The 21,579-nt window shown below is 36.7% G+C and carries 16 protein-coding genes; 13 read left to right on the top strand and 3 right to left on the bottom strand.

Annotated features, from left to right (window positions below):
- Positions 1 to 265 precede the first annotated feature (265 nt).
- The 4 genes from IEV85_RS22480 (at position 266) to IEV85_RS22465 (ending at position 9,617) form a co-directional block, all read left to right on the top strand.
- Entirely contained in the window at positions 266 to 868 is a 603-nt protein-coding gene (locus IEV85_RS22480; RefSeq protein ID WP_188467522.1) for an RNA polymerase sigma factor, read from the top strand.
- Positions 846 to 1,085, top strand: coding sequence for an anti-sigma factor (locus IEV85_RS22475; protein WP_188467521.1), 240 nt, complete (start codon positions 846 to 848; stop codon positions 1,083 to 1,085). Before IEV85_RS22480 ends, IEV85_RS22475 begins: the two co-directional genes overlap by 23 nt.
- A gap of 3 nt (positions 1,086 to 1,088) precedes the next feature.
- Entirely contained in the window at positions 1,089 to 1,760 is a 672-nt protein-coding gene (gene nth, locus IEV85_RS22470; protein WP_188467520.1) for an endonuclease III, read from the top strand.
- Positions 1,761 to 2,381: 621 nt separating this feature from the next.
- On the top strand, positions 2,382 to 9,617 hold the full coding sequence (locus IEV85_RS22465) for an Ig-like domain-containing protein (protein ID WP_188467519.1): 7,236 nt from the start codon (positions 2,382 to 2,384) through the stop codon (positions 9,615 to 9,617).
- Between the two features lie 245 nt (positions 9,618 to 9,862).
- On the opposite strand, the gene IEV85_RS22460 is transcribed toward IEV85_RS22465, so the two are convergent.
- Positions 9,863 to 10,228, bottom strand: coding sequence for a SiaC family regulatory phosphoprotein (locus IEV85_RS22460; RefSeq protein ID WP_188467518.1), 366 nt, complete (start codon positions 10,226 to 10,228; stop codon positions 9,863 to 9,865).
- 237 nt (positions 10,229 to 10,465) lie between these two features.
- Between IEV85_RS22460 and IEV85_RS22455 the strand changes: the two genes are divergently transcribed.
- Together IEV85_RS22455 and IEV85_RS22450 are read left to right on the top strand one after the other, a co-directional pair.
- Complete coding sequence (locus tag IEV85_RS22455) at positions 10,466 to 12,301, top strand: M1 family metallopeptidase (protein ID WP_188467517.1); 1,836 nt, start codon at positions 10,466 to 10,468, stop codon at positions 12,299 to 12,301.
- 36 nt (positions 12,302 to 12,337) lie between these two features.
- Positions 12,338 to 13,249, top strand: coding sequence for a universal stress protein (locus IEV85_RS22450; protein WP_188467516.1), 912 nt, complete (start codon positions 12,338 to 12,340; stop codon positions 13,247 to 13,249).
- A gap of 15 nt (positions 13,250 to 13,264) precedes the next feature.
- On the opposite strand, the gene IEV85_RS22445 is transcribed toward IEV85_RS22450, so the two are convergent.
- Both IEV85_RS22445 and glmM read right to left on the bottom strand, forming a co-directional pair.
- Positions 13,265 to 14,416, bottom strand: a complete 1,152-nt coding sequence (locus tag IEV85_RS22445; RefSeq protein WP_188467515.1) for a cysteine desulfurase family protein — start codon at positions 14,414 to 14,416, stop codon at positions 13,265 to 13,267.
- 17 nt (positions 14,417 to 14,433) lie between these two features.
- Positions 14,434 to 15,825 (bottom strand): phosphoglucosamine mutase, encoded by a 1,392-nt coding sequence (gene glmM / locus IEV85_RS22440; protein ID WP_188467514.1) that lies wholly within the window; start codon positions 15,823 to 15,825, stop codon positions 14,434 to 14,436.
- Positions 15,826 to 16,215: 390 nt separating this feature from the next.
- On the opposite strand from glmM, the gene IEV85_RS22435 reads away from it, so the two are divergent.
- From IEV85_RS22435 to IEV85_RS22405, 7 genes are all read left to right on the top strand, one after another.
- Positions 16,216 to 17,118 (top strand): DnaJ C-terminal domain-containing protein, encoded by a 903-nt coding sequence (locus IEV85_RS22435; protein WP_188467513.1) that lies wholly within the window; start codon positions 16,216 to 16,218, stop codon positions 17,116 to 17,118.
- 5 nt (positions 17,119 to 17,123) lie between these two features.
- Positions 17,124 to 17,414: a chaperone modulator CbpM gene (locus IEV85_RS22430; protein ID WP_188467512.1), complete on the top strand. Its 291-nt coding sequence runs from the start codon at positions 17,124 to 17,126 to the stop codon at positions 17,412 to 17,414.
- 169 nt (positions 17,415 to 17,583) lie between these two features.
- Positions 17,584 to 17,919, top strand: a complete 336-nt coding sequence (locus IEV85_RS22425) for an ArsR/SmtB family transcription factor (protein ID WP_188467511.1) — start codon at positions 17,584 to 17,586, stop codon at positions 17,917 to 17,919.
- Between the two features lie 42 nt (positions 17,920 to 17,961).
- Positions 17,962 to 18,450 carry a DUF6428 family protein gene (locus IEV85_RS22420; protein WP_188467510.1) on the top strand — a complete coding sequence of 163 codons (489 nt, stop codon included), beginning with the start codon at positions 17,962 to 17,964 and terminating at the stop codon, positions 18,448 to 18,450.
- A 10-nt stretch (positions 18,451 to 18,460) separates the two neighbouring features.
- Complete coding sequence (locus IEV85_RS22415) at positions 18,461 to 19,093, top strand: low molecular weight phosphatase family protein (RefSeq protein ID WP_229712696.1); 633 nt, start codon at positions 18,461 to 18,463, stop codon at positions 19,091 to 19,093.
- The gene (gene arsB / locus IEV85_RS22410; protein ID WP_188467509.1) at positions 19,086 to 20,132 is read left to right on the top strand and encodes an ACR3 family arsenite efflux transporter; all 1,047 of its coding nucleotides are present in this window, start codon (positions 19,086 to 19,088) and stop codon (positions 20,130 to 20,132) included. The genes IEV85_RS22415 and arsB overlap by 8 nt, the downstream gene beginning before the upstream one ends.
- Before the next feature lie 273 nt (positions 20,133 to 20,405).
- Positions 20,406 to 21,536 (top strand): hypothetical protein, encoded by a 1,131-nt coding sequence (locus tag IEV85_RS22405; RefSeq protein ID WP_188467508.1) that lies wholly within the window; start codon positions 20,406 to 20,408, stop codon positions 21,534 to 21,536.
- Positions 21,537 to 21,579 lie beyond the last annotated feature (43 nt).

Genomic DNA, 21,579 nt, shown 5'->3' with positions numbered 1-21,579 from the left:
ATTAAGCTGATTTTCAGCTATTCGCCAATTAAATTACCCCCATGATGTTTCAGGCTACTTTTTAATTGGAAACTTATCCACACAACATGAAAAATTATTTTATTTTAGCACCTGAGTAGTTACAAATTGTTTTTTTTCTAAAATAGTTGAGTTTTTTTTTGTGTTTCCGCACATTTTAAATACTTTCGAAATTATTATATTATTTTTCACCTCAAAGAATAACGCTATAGAGAAAACTTTACCAAACTAAACAAGGTGTTTTAAGATGAATAGTCAAAAAACAAAACTGGATGATAGCCAATTGGTTAACCAGTATATCAATGGTAATGAAGTAGCGTTTGAACAATTAGTAATCCGCCACAAGTCTAGAATTTTCTCAACTATCTACATGATAGTGAAAGATCAATATGTAGCTGAAGATTTAATGCAAGAAGTTTTCATTAAAGCTATACGAACTTTAAAATCCGGACGTTATAATGAAGAAGGTAAATTTCTTCCATGGATATTGAGAATTGCGCATAATTTGGCAATTGATAAATTCAGGAAAAATAAAAGGTACCCTACCATCGTTATGGACGATGGAAACAGTGTGTTCGAGACCCTCGAATTTGCAGAAGGCAGCTTTGAGGATGCGCAGATGAAAAAGGATATGCACAAATCCCTGAGAAAATTGATTCAGGAATTGCCGGATGCTCAAAAAGAAGTGTTGATTATGAGACACTTTATGGATATGAGCTTTAAGGAAATTTCTGAACAAACAGGTGTGAGTATCAATACTGCCTTAGGTCGGATGCGCTATGCCCTCATTAATTTGAGGAAAAAGATGCAACAATATAATATAGCCTATGACCAAAATTTTTACTCATGACGATTTAATCAGATATGTTTATGATGAAACCACAACTGAAGAGAATCGACTAATCGAAAAAGCCTTAGCTATTGATCTTGCTTTATTGGAGCAATATCAAGAGTTGCAGAAGCTGAAGACGCAATTGGACGGGAGCATGATGGCTCCTTCAGAAAAAACCATTAATAGTATACTGGAATATTCAAAAGACTTTAACTTGCATCCTGTAAAGGACTAACCAATGCAAAGAAAAGATCGCTACAAAGCTTTTTTAGAATATTTCTCCAAAAATCAGCCACAAGCAGAAACGGAACTTCATTATGAAAATCCTTATCAATTGCTTGTGGCTGTTATTTTGTCTGCACAATGCACCGACAAACGGGTGAATATAGTAACCCCGGCTTTGTTTGAAGCCTTTCCTACGCCAGCACACCTGGCAGCCTCGCATTTTGATGAAGTTTTACCTTACATCAAAAGTATTTCATTTATGAATAATAAAACGAAGCATTTGTTGGGTATGGCAAAAATGCTGGTAGAGGAATATAATTCTGAGGTTCCTGAAAGTATTGAAGACTTACAGAAAATGCCTGGTGTTGGTAGAAAAACAGCTAATGTAATTGCTTCAGTTATTTATAATCAGCCAGCTATGGCAGTGGATACCCATGTATTTCGGGTTTCAAAAAGATTAGGACTTGTTAACCAGAATGCCAAAACACCTCTGGAAGTAGAGAAAGTACTCGTAAAGAATATTCCTTCCGAGTATGTTCATGTGGCACACCATTGGCTTATCCTCCATGGCAGATATGTGTGCGTAGCAAGGAAACCAAAATGTGAGCAATGTAAAATCACTCATTTTTGTAGGTACTTTGAAAATACTTATGGCAGTAAGCCCTCAAAAATTGCTAAAGATTAATTCTTTTAAGTAAATAACTTTAACCATGTCTTTCTCAGGGTAGCTTACATAAGGGCTGATCCAAGTTTGTCCCGTATTCATTTTAAAGAGTGGACTTAATCTTACTACACATCATTAGATAATAGCAAAATAAGTCTTCCATTGGCCTAGTAAATTGGCTTATGTAACCCCTAAAGAAGATTGATTGCTCTGTTGTTTTACACAGATGAGATAATTCATTTAAACCCTCTTCATTTTAAATATTTTTAATCTTACTAATGTGCTGGTTATCATCTTTCTAATTCATTAAAAAGGATAATTCTTTTCAATTTATTAAAAAAAATTGAACAATTTTCAAATTGCACTTTTCCAATATGTTTCAAAATATTGTAATTATTTTTATTTTCTTGCTATTCGTTGGCAGAATTTATTTATGATATTTTTTATTAAAATATAGTTTTACATTACATTGAAACAATCTATTTTTTCAATATAATTTTTTTTATTTCACACTGTATTCAAGTGTATGCTTTTTACTTTTTTATTTCGATAAACACATATATTAAACATATAAAAATTGTTTTTATTGTGATTAAACCATAGTTTTAGGATTAAATTATTGTTTAACCAAAATAAAAAAGTATGAAGAAAAAGTACACCGAATCTGACTTTTTTGATTTATTGCCTGTTACAACAGGTAAAAAGAGTCTTTTTCTTACATTGATTTTTTTACTGCTTTTCTCAACTGTGGCCTCTCAGGAGCTATGGGCCCAGAAAGCAGAGAAGAAGCCGGCAGTACCAGTTATTTGCCCGGCTAAGCCGCAGGATATGTTTACAAGAGTAAATATACCTCAGCAAACTAAAGGTATGCATCAGCGCATGTTGCAAGATGAAGCTACAGCAGAGTTTGACATTACCTTTGGCCCGGGCGCACAAGCTAACCCTGAAGCAAGGGAAGCTTTTCAATATGCCCTGGACATTTGGTCTACTCAAATTGTTTCATCAGTGCCTATTAAGGTATATGCGGATTTTGCTAATTTAGGCCCTGGTGTTTTAGCTTCGGCTGGTCCGGCATACAATGTTACCAATTTCCCTGGTGCACCGGAATCGGATGTTCTTTATCCTGCAGCATTAGCCAATTCATTGGCTGGTGAGGTACTTTTCCCGGATGAAGAATTTGACCTTATAGTAAACCTTGGAAATGGTATTCCCTGGTACTTCGGACTTGATGGAAACACACCGTCAGGCTTGTATGATTTTGTGACTGTTGCGCTACATGAAGCAGGTCATGGTTTAGGTTTTACTACTGTTAGAGGTTACAGTGGCGGAACAGGTACCCTACGTTCTAATGGAAACCCTTCTATCTTTGGAGTTTTTATTGAGGATGGAGCAGGTAATCGTTTGTTGGATTTCCCGGATCCATCTACTCAATTAGGTTCTGCCTTTACCAGTGGAGATATTTTTATGGCTGGTGAATTTGCAGTTGCTGCTTTAGGGGGTGAAAGACCTGAACTTTATGCTCCTAGTACATTTCAAGGAGGTTCAAGTCTTGCACACTGGGATGAAGCTGCATTCCCAGCTGGTGATGTTAATTCATTAATGACTCCGGCAGTAGGTTCTGCAGAATCTAATTTTGACATTGGAGATATTACCAGGGGCTTGTTTAAAGATATGGGCTGGGTTATTAATGATGCGGACGCACCTCTTTTAGTGGCTAACCCTACTTCTATAGATGAAGAGTTGTTCGTGGGAGATACGTTATTAAGTACTATCACTCTTTCAAATATTTCAGATTCTGTAGTTAATGCAAGTATATTTACTTCTTCAGATAATTTCTCAATCATTGAATTTATCGATCCTACCTCACTAACAATAGCATCAGGAACAACAGATTCTATTATAGTGAAATTAAATGTATCTGAAGTAACCAGAGGACTTTATGAAGAAACTATATATGTTACTACAGCAGAAAGTCCTGACACACTTAGTATTCCGATAGAAATCAGAGTGCTGGACGGTTCAGAAGCACCGGAAATTTCTGTTTCACCGGATTCTTTGTCAGAAACATTGGAACAATTGCAAACCAGTACGCAGCCACTTACCATCTCAAATACAGGTAATGCGGATCTTACTTTCAGTATTGAAGTAAACTCTGACACAGCAGATAGTTTTACAAATAAAGTTTTTACCAGCAATGCATTTATAAACGCAAAGGGTTTTACTAAGGAATCTTTTCCTTCTGCTATGGAAGGCTCCAGCAAATCTGCTTTGGTAAGAGGTAATACAAACAGTTTTAACAGGGTTATAACCAGTTTATATGCTACTGATTTTGAAGAATTTAATTTAGGAGACATTAATAATCAACTCGGCTGGGTAGGTCAATACGCAGGTAACTGGATTATTTCTGATGAAAACCCTGAAGAGGGTAGCCAGCATTTTAGGGGTGTTTCTGATGGACTTGGAGGAACACGTCCTGGAAATATTCTTGCTATTTCCCCTACTATAGAGCCTTTGGATGAGCCATTCATGACTGCTTCTGCTTCTATTAATATACAAGGTAGTGGTGTAGCTTGGGAGGTGATTCCACAATCACCAACAGCAGAGTCAGTGGTTACCCGACTACGTTTTAATGGTGATGGTACCATTGATGTTCTTACAGATCCGGATTTTGTCCGCATAGATGCAACTACTCCTGAAGGTTATTTTGATCTTAAAATAGCAGTAGATAAAGATGATGCTTCTTTCTCTATTTATTTTGATCAGGAGCTTGTATTCTCCGGTCAAGGATTTGCAAGTGAAATTGAACAGGTTGTTTTCCTTTCCAATATGGCTGTAGAGGGTTCAACTTTAGATGTGGACAATTTAGAAATTACAGACGGGGATCCGGATGCTTTTTTCTTAACAGTATCGCCAAGTTCAGGCACAGTTGCAGCAGGCTCAACTACTACCGTTGATGTGAAATTTGATGCGAGAACACTAGATGCTGGTGAATATGAAGCAGTTTTGGCAGTTAACAGTAATGATTCTGTAAACTCTCCAATAGAGGTGCCTGTAAGTTTAACAGTTGTACGTCCTGCAACTATCGAAGTTTCTCCTGATTCTTTAAGTGCTTCAATTGACGTAAAAACAGATGATCCACCGACAGCGACCCGAACCTTTACGGTTTCCAATTCCGGAGAAAGCTCTTTAGAGTTTACGGCTTCTACAGGTCCAATAAATTATACTCCGGGAATTGATGATAGTACTAATATAACTATTGCATCTCTTGACATGGCGCTATATGGCGTGGGAAATAAAGAGAAAGTTACTGAAAAATTAGCAAATGCACCGAGAAGGGTTTCAATGACTAAATCCGGAGGTCAATCTTATTCTAGTACATATTCTGATTCAATAGCCTATGATTCTGGTCTCGATTTCCCTGATGATTTTTCTGGTGTGCAAACTGCTGCTTATACAAGTGCGGTTAACTTTGATGTTGAAAGCACATTCACATTAACAGCAGTAAGAAATGGCTTCAGAACAGAAACAGTATCTGATCCCGTTATAATACTTGAGATTTACAAAGGCGGAGCGACTCCTAATGATGGAGAACTATTACTTACGCAAACTTTTGAGCAAGGTAGCGAAGAGGGTATAGTAGTTGCTGAGGTGCTAAATGAAGCTTTAACTTTTGAGGCAGGAGAGTCATTTTGGGTTGTACATAAATACCCTGATGGAATAGCTTTTCCCCAAGGTGTTGATGCTAACGCTACTCAGAGACCAGATACCTATTTCTTCAGTGGAGATGGAGGAGCAACTTTTAATCCATCTGGTTTCGTCTTCTTTGTGAGAGCTTTATCCGGTGGAGGAAGTAGTGGGAACTATATCACTTTATCACCTTCATCAGGAAGTGTAGCACCAGGTGGATCTGTAGATGTTACAGTAACTTTTGATGCAAGTTCATTAGCAAACGGAGAGTATAACACTGATATTATTGTAAGTAGCAATGATCCTGTAACACCAGCAGCAACTGTAGCTACTTATCTTAAAGTTTCTGGTCAGGAGTCTGAAATTTCTGTTTCAGATGAATACTTACTATTCAGTGACGTATTTATTGGAGCTGAAAAGGAAAGAACTTTCACTATCAATAATGAAGGCTTAGCGGTATTAAATGTTACTGATATTTCATCTGATAACCCTGACTTTACCTTGAGTAGTTCATCAGCTTCTATAGAAGCAAATGGTAGTTTGGAAGTAACTGTAAATTTTGCTCCGAGTGAAGTGGGTGCAAGAAATGGAATTATCTCTATTGAAAGCGATGCATTAGACGAGCCATTACAAGTTGTTGTATATGGTGTTGGTGCAGAACCACCAGTTGCTCAACTTGACCCTCAGGAAGTGAGTGCAACCACCGATGCGGGAACTACAGTAGAAACGCAAATTACTTTAAAAAATGAAGGAAATGCACCTTTGATCTATTCTTTCCCTGATTTAGCAGTAGCCTCTTTATTAGCGAAACCTGGTGTAAAGTTAAACAATACTGAGATTCTAAGTTTCAGTAACACAGCTGCACTTGAAGAAAAAGGAGCTAAGGATAACCGTGTAGGTTCTGAAGTATTATATAGCGTAGGTACTGATAACGAGTTTGGATATAGCTGGATAGATAGTGATGAAACAGGAGGACCGGTTTATGGCTTTAATGACATTACTGCATCCGGAACTGAGATAACTACAACTTTGGGTGGTGATGGTACTGCGGAAGTAGATTTGCCATTCACTTTTGATTTTTATGGTAGCACTTATTCAAGCGCATTCATTAATGCAAATGGTTTTGTGGCTTTTCAGGCTCCTACTTCTACAAGTACCTGGACTAACTCACAAATCCCTACAGATAACGCAGTTAATAATATGATTGCTGGTTTCTGGAATGATTTGGAGCCACAGGAATTTAATGGTTCTGTTCATTATCAGGATTTAGGTGATCAGTTTATTATTCAGTGGACGGATGTTACAGAGTACTTAGGCTCAGCTGATGAAACTGTTACTTTCCAGATTGTATTAAACAGTAACGGAAACGTGGATATCTTCTATGATGATGTGGAATCTGCTACTTTCTTAGAATCTGCTACTATAGGGATTGAAAATGCCGATGGTAGCGATGGTGCGCAGGTAGCTTTCAATACAGAATATGTGAAAGATGGCCTCGCTCTTCGTTTCATAAAGCCGGCAATTTCCCTTACAAACTTTATTAGTAATGTAAGTAGCATGGCTGGTGTAGTGCCTGCGGGTGGATCTAAGGAACTTACTGTTACTTTAGATGCTACGGAGTTAAATGATGGTATATACTATGATGAACTGACTGTTTCCAGCAATGCTCCTTCTGATTCAGGAAGCACAGCTTTGTTCGAATTAACAGTTATTGGTTATCCTGAAATAGTTATTACACCGGATTCATTAGCTTTTGATTCTTTATTTATTGGATTATCATCACAAGCATCCTTCTTGATTGAAAACACAGGTTCTAAAGAATTGGAAATTTCATCTATTTCAAACAGTAATAGTGATTTTACTTTAGATGAAGAAGCCCCAATTACTTTATTACCAGATCAATCTAGAATTGTAAATGTGGAATTTGCACCTTCATCTGTCGGATTTACAGAAGATGAGGTTGTAATTGAAAGTAACGATGCCTTTGATAATGAAACAGCAGTTGTTTACTTGTCAGGAATAGGTGTAGATCCTCCAGTAATTGAAGTTTCACCTGATTCTCTTTCATTAGTACTTTATAAAGGAGATTCAACAGTTGAAACTATATCAATTACTAATAATGGAGGTTCGGAATTAAATTATTCTCTGGCACCACCGTATTTTGGAAGTGCTCAGGCAGCAAATGCTAAAGCGCAACAATATGAACAGATTAAATATGAGAAAATCTTAAGCAAAGAAGCTGAAGATACTCGTGTAGGCCCTAAATTTTTAAATGCAAGTGGAGGCCCTGGAACATTCGGATATACCTGGATAGATAACAATAGCGGAGGCCCTGCTTACGATTATATCGATATTACAAGTATGGGAGAATTGGCTAATGTAGGTGGAGATGGCGATGAAACTGTTGCTCTACCATTCAGTTTCAATTTCTTTGGAGAAGATGAGGACAGTGTGACTATTGGTGCTAATGGATTTTTAACATTTGCTCCTTTAACAGGCTCTAACTTTTCTAACCAACAAATTCCAAACACCGCTAATCCTAATTTGTTTATCGCTCCTTTTTGGGATGATATTGAGCCACAAAACGGTGGTGGAGTTTACTATTACGGAACTGAAGAATATTTTATAGTTCAGTATGATCGTGTTCCTGGTTTTGGGTTCCCTCCATTAATTCCGATTCCTAATCCTGTAAGTTTCCAGGTAATCTTGTATCCTGATGGAAGTATAAAAATGCAGTATGAAGATGTTGAGAATTCAACAATGACTACAAGTTCTACTGTGGGAATAGAAGGGCCACAAGGTTTATCCGGTTTACAGGTTATATTTAATAATGAATATTTAACTAATGAGTTAGCTATTACTTTCACCCCTCCAGTAAGAGGAACTTTAGCACCTGGTGAAACGGATGAGGTACCAGTTACATTCTATACTGAAGAGCTAGAAGCTGGTGAAACCTATTATGGAGATATAGCTATTAACAGTAATGATCCTGACAGTTCATTAATTAATATCCCTGTATCATTGCAAGTTTTAGGGGTGCCTGAAATTGTAAGCTTTACACTCATTAATGCGGAGCTTAATGAGGAAATAGGTGAGTTAATGGAAGGTGATATTATCAATCTTGATAATTATGCCAGCAATCAATTTAGCATTGTAGCTAATACACTAACAGATAGTGTAGGCAGTGTAGTTTTTGATTTTAATGGAGAAGATAATTATCAGACAGATAATTCCGCACCTTATTCATTAGCTGGTGAAAGTGGCGGGTCTTATAACCCAGTTGCGTTACCTAAAGGTATCAACACTGTTACTGCAACTCCATTTACAGATGCGGGTGGTACCGGAGTTTCAGGAGATGCGTATACTATCAATTTTGAAGTTATCGATAATCAGCCTGACTTCTGTTATGGTGAATCAGTGGTAGATTATAGCCCGGGAAATAGAAAGAATGGAAGAGAACTTCCTACAAGCAGATCAAACCCTTCTATGGCTTTAGGTGAACCACAGGAAAATGATAACTATAACTTTGTTGCTCTAGGTTTCGGAGGATCAATAACCATTCAATTAGGTTGCGAGGTAATGGATCACGAAGGCAATGATTTATTAATTGTTGAAACTTCATTCCGTGATACCGATAGGGATTGTAGCTCTTATCCTGAAAAAGCAAAAGTAGAAGGTTCTCAGGACGGGGTGACCTGGTCAGTTATTGCTGAAGAAATTTGCAGAGACGGAGAAGTTGATATAGCCAATAGTGGTTTATCTACAGTTAGTTATCTGAGAATCACAGATATCAGTAATCCTGATGATTTCTCCGCCGGAAATTCGGATGGTTATGACCTGGACGGTATTATGGTAATTAATAATATCGGAGACAGTGCACAAATGAAAGCAGTAGCAGAAAAAGTGGATCAGGTTAATCTGGTTGCTAATTCTGAAGGTGTTGATTTGAGAGCATATCCTAACCCTGTTTCTGATTTCGTTCAGTTTGATCTTACTGGTGAAGGAAGCGAATTCACTGCTAACTTATTCAACATGAAAGGAGAATTAGTTGATCAGCAGAAACTTTCTTTAAGCGCAGGTGAGACTAGTGGTAGAATAGATATGAAGAAATTCTCTAGAGGTCTTTATAATATTAGACTGACAAACGGAGAAGGAGGTATCGTGACTCAACTTAAAATTCTTAAAAACTAAATAAATATTTAATTTTAAATCAGAAAGCAACAGGCAATTTGTCTGTTGCTTTTTTTATGCATACTATTTTAGAGCAATAGTGGCTGACTGATTCTAAATGTAATAGGAATTTAGGTTGATGTTAAAATGAGGTATGCAACAGGGATTTATAAAACTACCAAAAATTATTTTGCTAACGAATGGTAACTGCAGCAATGAGACACATTAGCAGAATCTATGGGATATCAACTATTTGCAAAGAAAAATTAATTGTAAGGGATAATCTCAATTGGTAAACGACACAAGTTGGCAAAGTCTTCACCGATTTCCATCATATCATCATCGTTTTCTCTGTAAAACCATCTTATGTTTACTTCATGTCCATCTCTTTCTGTTAGAATCTCCATCTTATGAATCATATCAAGCATTAGTTTGGAAGTGCTTGTGTTGAAGTAATCTAATCTAAAATTAAGTTCAGTAAGAGGCTGAGGATCATCTAAATATTTATTGAGGTGATCGAAAATTGGCGTAAAAATCTCCATCGGGTTTTCCGGTATAGATGACCCCGATAGTTCGAAAAAGCCTTTTTCAATGTCGATGACAACTGTAGGCCGCTGATGTGTTCCTGACATTCTAAACATAAGAATCAAATATGATAACAAATAACGTTATGCGCAATAAGGATGTTTATATTTTCGATAAATGGTCAATATAATATTTTTAAACTCATACTTAGGAGTTTAAAACTGATTGATTGTATCTTTATCCATTTAAAATTAGTTAATAATTTAATTAAACATCCATAAATTTTGAAAACGGGATTAAACCTATTTGTTTTTTTAATTGTATTACTCTTTAGCAGGTGCCAAATGAATAAATCTTCGGAAGAAAACAGAGTTGAAAATATTAACCTTATAGTAAACGATCAGCATTCATTTGCAAAACCTTCTACAGCTAAAATATCACATCTTAACTGGGAAGCAGAGGTTTCATTTGAAAATAAATCTTTAAATGCTAAAGCCAGCTACCTTATTCAGGCCGCACAAAATGCCAATGAAATAATTTTTGATACTAAAAACCTTTCTGTAAGCGAAGTTTTCCTGAATGATTCAATAAAATCTACTGATTATTTTTTTGGGAAAACAGATAAAATTTTAGGAAAGCCTTTACATGTACCCATTAACAGTAACATAAAATCTGTTAGTATAATTTACAATACCAGTCCGTCAGCTGAAGCTTTGCAGTGGTTAAGTCCCGGGCAGACAGCAGGCAAAGTATCACCATTCTTATTTACGCAGTCTCAAGCCATTTTATGTAGGTCCTGGATTCCCATTCAGGACTCTCCAGGTATTCGATTTACCTATAATGCCAGTGTAAAAGTGCCTGAAGGATTTATGGCCTTAATGAGTGCGGAAAACCCACAAAAAGTGGATACAACTGGCAACTATAAGTTTGAAATGAAGCAGCCCATCCCTGCCTATCTGATGGCTTTAGCTGTAGGTGACCTTACTTTTGAGGCGATAGGTGAAAGAACCGGTGTTTATGCAGAGCCTGCAACTATTGAGAAAGCCAAATATGAGCTGGCTGAAATGGATGAGATGCTTCAAACAGCTGAAACACTCTACGGTGAGTATAGATGGGAAAGATTTGATGTTTTAATGCTTCCGCCAAGTTTTCCTTTTGGTGGAATGGAAAACCCCAGGCTTACTTTTGCAACGCCTACTATTTTAGCAGGAGACCGATCCCTTACCTCATTAATTGCGCATGAACTGGCGCATAGCTGGTCCGGCAACTTAGTAACTAATGCTACCTGGGAGGATTTTTGGCTCAATGAGGGCTTTACTGTGTATTTTGAAAATAGGATTATGGAAGAAATATATGGTAAAGAGTATGCTGATATGCTGGCACTTATTTCTTACAGGGATGTACTAGCAGATATTGCTTCAATGAAGAAAGAAGGAAATACGAAAGACACCCACTTAAAGCTTAATCTCCAGAATAGAAATCCTGATGATGGGATGACCGCCATTGCTTACGATAAGGGTTTCTTTTTCCTGAAAACTTTGGAAAAAATGGCTGGCAGAGATAAGTTCGATGCATTTTTGAAGCAATATTTTCAGAGCCATGCCTTCCAAAGTATGAATACTAAGGCTTTTGTTTTGTATGTTGAGCAATATCTTTTTGGTAAATATAATTTGCAGGTTCCTGAAGGAATGCTCTCCTCATGGATTTATGAAGAGGGGTTACCTGAAAGCTTTACCCCACCCACTTCAACTAAATTTGCAAATGTTAATGGCATATTAGATAAATGGTTGAAAAATGAATTGGAAGATTCTTTAAACCAATATAAATGGAGTACACATGAATGGTTGCATTTTCTACAACAACTGCCCGATTCAATAGACAATCAAATAATGGAGAAGCTTGATGTGGAAATGGATTTCACGAATTCTGGCAATTCAGAAATTTTAGCAGAATGGTTTTTACTTTCTATTAAAAACAATTACAGCAAAGCATACAGCCAAATGGAAGCTTTTCTTGTAGAAACAGGGAGGAGAAAATTTTTGATGCCTTTATATACTGAGATGGTAAAAACAGAACAAGGAAAGGCAATGGCTTTACGAATTTACAGAAGAGCCAGGCCAAACTACCACTTTGTAAGTTATAATTCGTTAGATAAATTATTAAATTACGAGCCCAATTAAAGGCATAACTAATTAACAAAATAAGCGGAAAATAATATGTACAAATTAGAAAGACTTCTTGTTGCTTTGGATCTGACGGAAATGGATGACATCCTAATCCAATATACTTCAATAATGGCTGAGCATTTTCAGACTGAAAAAGTATATTTCTTTCACGTGGCTAATTCTTTTGAATTACCAGAAGAAGTTAAAACTACTTATCCTGATTTATTGGCTCCAACAGATGAGTCTATTCAGAATGTCATAGAAGGGAACATAGAAGAGCAGTGGAAAAGTGGATATTCATGCGAGAAGGTTGTTGAGCTAAAAGAAGGAAACCCCACAGATCAGTTGCTTAAATGGATAGATATTAAGAATGTTGATATGATAGTGATGGGTAGGAAGAGAAACCTCAAAGGTTCCGGTGTTTTGCCTCAAAAAGTAACTAAGGTAGCTCATTCTTCTGTTTTATTGGTGCCCGACACTGTATCTCAGCAATTGAAAACAGTGGTAGTACCTCTTGATTTCTCCAAGCACTCAAAGTTGGCGATGGATGAGGCTATTAGTTTAACTCAAAAAACAGGAGCTGAATTGAAAGCATTAAATACCTATAAAGTGCCTTTAGGATTTCATAAGACAGGAAAAAGTAGAGAGGAATTTGCAGAAATTATGAAGGGACATGCCGAGAAAGACTTTGAGGATTTTCTAAGTAAAAATAATTTTGAGAGTCAAATCACTTGCGATTTTATAAATGACGATGATTCTCCTGCTGATACTATTTTTAATTACGCAAAAAGTAAAAATGCAGACTTAATTATCATGGGCTCTAAGGGAAGAACCGGGTTGGCTTCTATATTGCTGGGTAGTGTTACAGAGAAAGTAATTAATTATGATGCTGATATTCCTTTAATGGTTATAAAGGAAAAAGAAGAAAATATGGGCTTCTTTAAAGCGCTTTTAAATATTTAAAACCTGTATCCGGCATTATTTTAATGCCGGATGTTTTTCATATATTTCTGCTAAAGTGTTTACTGCAGCGTCAATATCCTGAGGAGTATTATACTTGCTAAAAGAGAATCTCACATTAGGCCTGTTCATATCACGAACCATTTCTGCAATTACATGAGAGCCAACGTTGCTACCACTGCTACAAGCAGAACCTCCGCTGGCAGAAATGCCTTTAATATCCAAGTTGAATAAAAGCATTTCGCTCATATCAGTAGTAGGAAGGCATACATTCAGCACTGTATACAAACTTTTATCAGCTTCAGCACTTAAGCCGTTAAAATTAACACCTTCAATTTTAGCTTTTAAGCCTTTAATCATTCTGTCTTTCAGGCCCTGAATATAGTTATGATGTTCTTCCATGTCCCGATAAGCAATTTCCAATGCTTTAGCTAATCCTATTATGCCGTACACATTTTCAGTTCCTCCACGCATGTTTCTCTCCTGTGCCCCTCCATGTATAAACGGATGGATGCTATGCTCAGCATTAATATACAGGAACCCTACGCCTTTTGGCCCATGAAATTTATGAGCCGCACCAACTATGTGTTGTGCTTTTATTTCTTGCAAATTATGAACATAATGCCCCATAGTTTGCACCGTATCCGAATGAAAGACTGCTCCATACTGTTTACAAAGCCAACTCACTTCTTCAATATCAAGCAGGTTACCTATCTCATTGTTTCCATGCATCAAGGAGACAAGACTCTCGGGGTTTTGCTTAAGCCAGGCTTCAATTGCCTCAACTTTTACACTCCCTTTTTCATCTAACGGAACATATTCCAATTGAATACTTCCCTGCTTCTCTAAATGCTGTAAAGTATGTAGCACTGCATGATGCTCTATTTTTGAAGTGAGCACTTTCTTAATATTCTTTTGTTCTATGCTACATCTTAAAGCAGTGTTATCGGCTTCTGTTCCCCCTGATGTGAAGAAAATTTCAGAAGGAGAGGTATTTAGTAATTCAGCAATAGTTCTTCTCGACTTTTCAATTGCAGATCGCACATCACGTCCATGCCCGTGGATGGATGAAGGGTTTCCGAAGTGGTTGAGCATAAAAGGCTGCATTGCCTCCAAAACTTCAGGGTCTAAACGAGTGGTAGCTGCATTGTCCAGATAGATACGTTCCATGCTGATAACTTTTTAATTTATTCTTTATGATTAATTATTTCCTTGATATCGGAGATCATTTTCTGTGCCAGGTGCTCTGCTTTAGATTCTGAATCTGCCTCAGAGTAAATCCTGATAATAGGTTCTGTGTTAGATTTTCTTAAGTGGACCCACTCACTATCAAACTCCACCTTCACGCCATCAATGGTGTTTATAGGCTGGTTTTTGTACTTCTCCTGAATTCCGGTTAGAATAGCATCTACGTTAATATCATGACTTAACTCAATTTTATTCTTGGATATATGGTAATTAGGATAAGTTGCTCTTAAATGAGAGCAGGATTTACCACTTTTTGCTAAATGTGTTAAAAACAAAGCTATACCTACTAAGGCATCTCTACCATAATGGCTGGCAGGATAGATTATTCCTCCATTTCCTTCCCCTCCGATAATTGCATTGGTTTCTTTCATTTTAGCAACAACATTTACCTCGCCCACTGCAGAGGCAGCATATACATTGCCATGTTTCTCAGTAATGTCTCTTAAGGCACGTGTACTGGATAGGTTAGAAACAGTATTGCCAGGAGTTTTACTTAATACATAATCTGCAATTGCCACTAAAGTATACTCTTCCCCAAATGGAGTTCCGTCTTCCGTTACAATCGCTAGCCTGTCTACATCAGGATCAAGCACAAAGCCTAAATCATAATGGCCATTGGCCAACTCATTGCATATTTGAGTAATGTTTTCTGGCAATGGCTCTGGGTTGTGAGGGAAATTTCCATCAGGATAACAGTACAATTCTCTTACTTCAGCTACACCTAAAGCTTTCAGAAGCTTAGGAATAGCGATGCCTCCAGTACTGTTAACAGCATCTACCACCACTTTAAATTTCCTTTCTCTGATAGCCGGAATGTCTACAAGTTCTAAATCCAATATCATATCTATATGTTTTTGGATGTAATGGTCTTGAGTGGTGTATTTGCCTAGCTTTTTAACTTCGCTAAAGCTATATTTTCCTGATTCTGCTAATTCCAACAATTCCTTTCCATCAGCATCAGAAATAAATTCACCTTTATCATTAAGTAGTTTTAGTGCATTCCACTGAGCCGGATTATGGCTTGCTGTTAGAATGATACCTCCACCTGCTTTTTCTAGAACCACGGCAAGCTCAACTGTAGGTGTAGTTGATAGGCCTAAATCCACAACATGCATACCCATACTTTGGAGTGTACCTGCTACCAATTTAGAAACAACCTCGCCCGAAGCGCGCGCGTCCCTTCCTATCACTATTTTATTGTTATCAGATTTGCTCTTAATCCAGGCGGCATAAGCCCCGGCAAACTTTACGATATCAATTGGAGTCAATGCATCTCCGGCTTTACCGCCGATGGTTCCTCTGATGCCTGAAATTGATTTAATTAAGGTCACGTTGATAATAATTTGTTAAACCCCCAAAGTTACGAAAATTAGTAACGCAGTATAATGTTTTTGAGGAAAGTATGTTGAATTGTGCAATAATTATATGAAAAGTTAAAATGTCAATTGGTCTTATTGCATATCCCTTACTGGTAAAACATATAATTACAGTTATTTAGCTATATTTTCAACTCCATTTACTTATGAATTAAATATTTTTTCTTTTGTCCACATCAATAAAAATTATAAACATCAGCAAGATCAAATTCGTAAATATTCATATAGCAAGTAACACATTTAAGGTAGATCAAAATCCTCTGGAGAGCATGTAAAAAGGTTGGATAAGGAAGTTTTATTCTGAAATGTATTAAGGTTTAACAATTAATTTTCTCTTCTAATTCTATGGAATTTATTGATTATTATAAAGTGCTGGAAGTAAGTAAAAATGCTTCCACAAGTGATATTAAAAAGGCCTACCGTAAGCTGGCCAGAAAGTATCATCCTGATGTAAATCCTAATGATAAAGATGCGCAAAGGAAGTTTCAGCAATTAAATGAAGCAAATGCAGTTTTAAGTGATCCTGAGAAGAGGGAAAAGTATGATAAGTATGGAAAGGATTGGGAGCACGGGGAAGAATATGAGAAGTATAGAAAAGCTCAGCAGCAACAAAATACTTATGCGGAAGGAAGTCAATCATTTTCAGGAGGCTTTGAAGGAGGTAGTTTTTCTGACTTCTTTGAATCTATGTTTGGAGGATTTGCCGGACAAGCTACAGGTAGTAGGCCGGTAAAATTTAAAGGGCGGGATTACAACAGTGAAATTCAACTGAGTCTTTTTGAAGCGTATAAAACCCATAAGCAGACTTTTACTATTAATGGAAAAAATGTTCGTATTACTATTCCGGCAGGAATTGCTGATGGACAAACTATAAAATTGTCAGGCTATGGAGGAGAAGGGATAAATGGTGGGCCAAAAGGAGATTTGTATATTACTTTCGCTGTAAGTAATACACAACAGTTTAAAAGGGTAGATAATGATCTGTACACAACAAAGGAAATAGATTTATACACTGCGGTATTAGGTGGGGAAATAGTTTTGGATAGCATGAGTGGAAAGCTGAAACTGAAAGTAAAGCCTGGTACACAGCCAGGCACGAAGGTTCGTTTGAAAGGAAAAGGTTTCCCGTTTTATAAGAAGGAGGGACTATTCGGAGATTTATACATTACCTACCAGGTTAAAATACCGGAAAATCTGGGTCAGAAGCAAAAAGACTTATTTACAGAGTTAGCCAACTTATCAAACTAAGAATTATGGAAACAGAGAATTATATATCTATTGAAACAATTTGCCGATATCATGAAGTATCTGAAAGCTTTATAGTATCCTTAAGCGAATCTGATTTAATTGAAGTTACCATAGTAGATCAGGTAAAATGCATCCCTAACTCTCAGTTGAGTGCTCTGGAGAAGTTTGTCAGGTTGCACAATGATCTGGAGATTAACCATCAGGGAATAGAGGTAATTAATCGTTTGGTGAATAAAATTGATTCACTTCAGGAAGAAATACTTCGCTTGAGAAAAAGACTGGAATTGTACGAATAGCACTAAAACTATTAAAAAGAGCGTATTAGGCAAATACACACAAATCAAATGATTAACCATTATGGAATCTAATTTTAGATTCCATATTATTTATAGTTAAACTAAATGTTGATAAGTATTTTGTTATCGTATTGGTTTATCGTAATATTGCAATATATAATTACATAAAATGGGAATTACTAAATCTAATCTTTTTACTGAAGAACAAAATGATTTGGCTAGTCTTGCTAAAGCCTTTGCTCATCCTGCCAGAATAGCAATTATTCAATACCTTCTGAAAGCTGAAGCTTGTATTAATGGCCATTTAGTAAATGAATTAGGTTTAGCCCAGGCAACTATCAGCCAGCATTTAAAAGAATTGAAGACGCTTGGCATAATAAAAGGGACAATTGAAGGTGCATCAATGAGCTATTGTATTAATCCTGAAAAATGGGCTGAGATGCAAAGGCTTTTGAATGAGTTATTTGATATGTATAAAAACCCTTCAGGGAATAGCTGTTGCTAAAAATGATACAACTGCTTTTTTAAAAATTAAAAAATTAAAATTATGAACCTATCCGAAGTAAAATCAGCATTGAGTGATTTAAAGCAGGTAATATTTGAGTTACCAGATGGTACAACGGTACCAGAACATTTCCACATAACCGAAATAGGCTTAATTACCAAAAAATTCATTGATTGTGGAGGCTCTCTAAGAAATGATAGAATCATCAATTTTCAACTTTTAGAGGCACAAGATTATGACCATAGATTAAGTGTGAAGAAGCTATACGACATCATTATCTTTTCAGAGGAAAAATTGGGCTTATCCGATGAACTAGAGGTTGAAGTTGAATATGAGATGCAGACAATAGGGAAATATGGGTTGAACTTTTCCAATGAGAGATTTCTTCTCACAGTTAAACAAGCTGATTGTTTGGCAAAAGACCAGTGCGGACTTTCTTCAGTAAAGGTTAACAAACCCAAGCTGAAGCTGGCAGATATGACAGCTTCTTCAGGCAATGTATGTACTCCTGATGGTGGTTGTTGCCAGTAATAAAAACATCATGAAAAGTACACTGATGCTTAATAGCCAGCTTTTGGAAACAATAGGTCGACTACCCTTTCAAGCAATTACACAAGAGAGAAAGGCGGTGCTGGAAAAGTTAGTAGGGTATGTGCAGCAAAGAATAAATGAACATTTACCTGTTCGACTGAATTTTATTTGTACACATAATAGCCGAAGAAGCCAGCTAGCTCAGATATGGGCTAAAACAGCGGCAGCTTATCACAATGTACATATAGAGAGCTACTCTGGAGGTGTGGAAGTGACAGGTTTTAACGATAGAGCTGTAGAAGCAATTAAAAAAGCCGGTTTTAGAGTTACACGTAAAGGTGAACTAAACCCTAAATGGTTCATCTTCTACTCTGATGATTCAGAACCTGTTGTGGCATTTTCTAAATTGTATGATGATGCCATTAATCCTAACAGAGATTTTGCCGCTATAATGACTTGTTCTCATGCAGATGAAAACTGTCCTTTTATACCAGGCGCTCATTTAAGAGTTCCTGTCAGGTATGAAGACCCTAAACTGTTTGATGACACTCCGCTTGAGCTACAGAAATACGAAGAACGTTCTATTGAAATAGCCACAGAGATGTTTTATGTTTTTTCTCAAATTCAGAAAACAGATGGTTAAGAATTTAAAAAAGAGTAAAAAGCAGATAGCATTTTTTGAGAAATATTTAAGTCTTTGGGTAGCTCTTTGTATCGTTGGAGGAATTCTAATTGGCTCTTTGGTGGGAGATTCCATACAATATTTGAGCGAGATGGAGATTTATCAGGTTAATATACCCATTGCTATTTTCATTTGGATGATGATTTACCCTATGATGCTGCAAATAGATCTTTCAAGTATTAAGAAAGTAGGTAGAAAGCCTAAAGGTATTTTGTTAACTGTAGTAGTTAACTGGTTTTTAAAGCCTTTTACTATGGCATTTTTTGCATGGTTATTCTTTTCTAATATCTACCAGGCGGTTATTTCTACTGAACTGGCAGGTGAATATATTGCAGGAGCCATAATATTGGGTGCAGCACCCTGCACAGCTATGGTTTTTGTGTGGTCCTATTTAAGTGATGGTGATCCTAACTATACCCTGATGCAGGTATCGGTAAATGATTTGATTATTCTTATAGCCTTTGTTCCTATTGTAGGTCTTTTATTGGGAATAACTGATGTGGTTGTTCCTTACTCTACACTTTTTTTAAGTATCTTCATCTATGTGGTGCTTCCTTTGGTAGCGGGTATTTTAACAAATAAAATCTTGACAAAATCCAGAGGACAACAGTGGTTTAAAGAGGAGTTTCTACCCAAATTGAAGCCATTTAGCATAATTGCTTTGCTATTAACATTACTGTTACTTTTTGCTTTTCAGGGAGAACATATACTGAATAATCCTTTTATTATTTTACTAATAGGGGTTCCTTTAATTATTCAGACTTATTTTATCTTTTTCATTACCTGGTTTGCGGGTAAAAAACTTCATTTAACGCATGCTGTTTGTGCGCCTGCAGCAATGATTGGCGCCAGTAATTTTTTCGAGCTGTCAGTTGCTGTTGCTATTGGTTTATTTGGTTTAAAAAGCCCCGCAGCATTGGTATGTGTGGTAGGTGTTCTGGTAGAGGTGCCGGTAATGCTTTCTTTAGTAGCGTTTGTTAATCGTAAACAAAGCGTATAGAGGTACTTTGTGAAATCTGCTACTGCAGTTTCATAGTTATAAATTCTCTTTACAAACGGCCCTTCTCAGCTATCAATAATATTAATTAAATGTTTATTTAATCTTTACAATCGGCATTTATGTGTTATATACTGTTTTTTTAAACGTAGTTTTATGTCTTTCTTAACAATATGATAACATTGAATTAGTCGAAATAAGATGCCGCAATATTGAAAAGACTAATTATAAACATATTTTTGCAGTAGAATTTTAAGATTAATTCAACAAATTTCAATGGCGAAAAAATTTAAGAGAATTGAGAGGAACAGGCCTTACTTAAATGTGCTTGATTTTCTCATTCAGGAAAAGACTTTTCTTGCAATTATACTTTCAGGATTTGTTTTAGCGGCAATTTTAATAGATTACGGAAGAGCGGCCATGTGGCTAGGTTTTGCATTTGCAGCTTATGCTGCTGTGGCAAACGACAGTATTCAATCTCTGGGAACGTTTATAGAGAGCAATAAATTGAGGCAATGGTGGGTCTTATGGCTTTTTATCGGTAGTATTTTCTTAATAACAGTCACTTTCAGTTGGGTTTATTTTGATGGAGATGTTACTTACCAGCGCTTGCTCAATCCGGATGGAACAAGTGATTACCCCCACCCAGAAAATTTCAGCTTTTTCCAGATAATAGCTCCGCTGGTATTGCTTATCCTTACAAGAATGAGAATGCCCGTTTCCACTACTTTTCTTTTATTGAGCGTTTTTAGTGCCAGCTCCAGTGGAATAACCTCAATGGTGCTAAAGAGTGTTTCAGGTTATGCCCTTGCTTTTATTTTATCATTTATTGTGTGGTATGCCGGCTATAACATTATTAAGAAATACTTTAAAAGCCGTAGTATGCACGTAGGCTGGAGTATTACCCAATGGGTAGTTAGTGGTACTTTATGGGCGGTTTGGGTAATGCAGGATGGAGCTAATGTGGCTGTTTTTCTTCCTCGTCAACAAACGGCTTTTCAATTCTTTGTTTTTGCAGCTACTATATTTTTTGGCCTTGGCTTGCTATTCTACCTTCGTGGCGATAAAATTCAAAGAGTAGTAAGCGAGAAAGTAAGAATTTCTGATGTAAGAGCGGCTACTTTGGTGGATTTAACTTACGTGATCTTATTAATATATAAGTTATTTATAAGTACCGTACCCATGAGTACCACTTGGGTGTTTTTAGGTATAATAGGTGGAAGGGAAATAGCTGTGAGCCTTGCCCGTAAGAAGAAAGGCAAAAAGCATAAAATGAAAGCAGGAAAGATGATCTTAAGAGATTTCTCTTACGCAATGATAGGTTTACTTATCTCTGTAGCATTAGCTTCCGGAGCCAACCCTGCCATTCGAGCAGAAATTATTAACTTCTTCATGAAGTTGTTCTAAGTAAGAGTTGCTCAAAAAAAATGGGGTTTCTCAGCAAGAAACC

It is taken from the genome of Marivirga lumbricoides (assembly GCF_014636295.1).
Classification (GTDB): Bacteria; Bacteroidota; Bacteroidia; order Cytophagales; family Cyclobacteriaceae; genus Marivirga; species Marivirga lumbricoides.
Note: the sequence above shows the minus strand (reverse complement) of the source record. Positions and strands in the feature narration are given on the sequence as shown.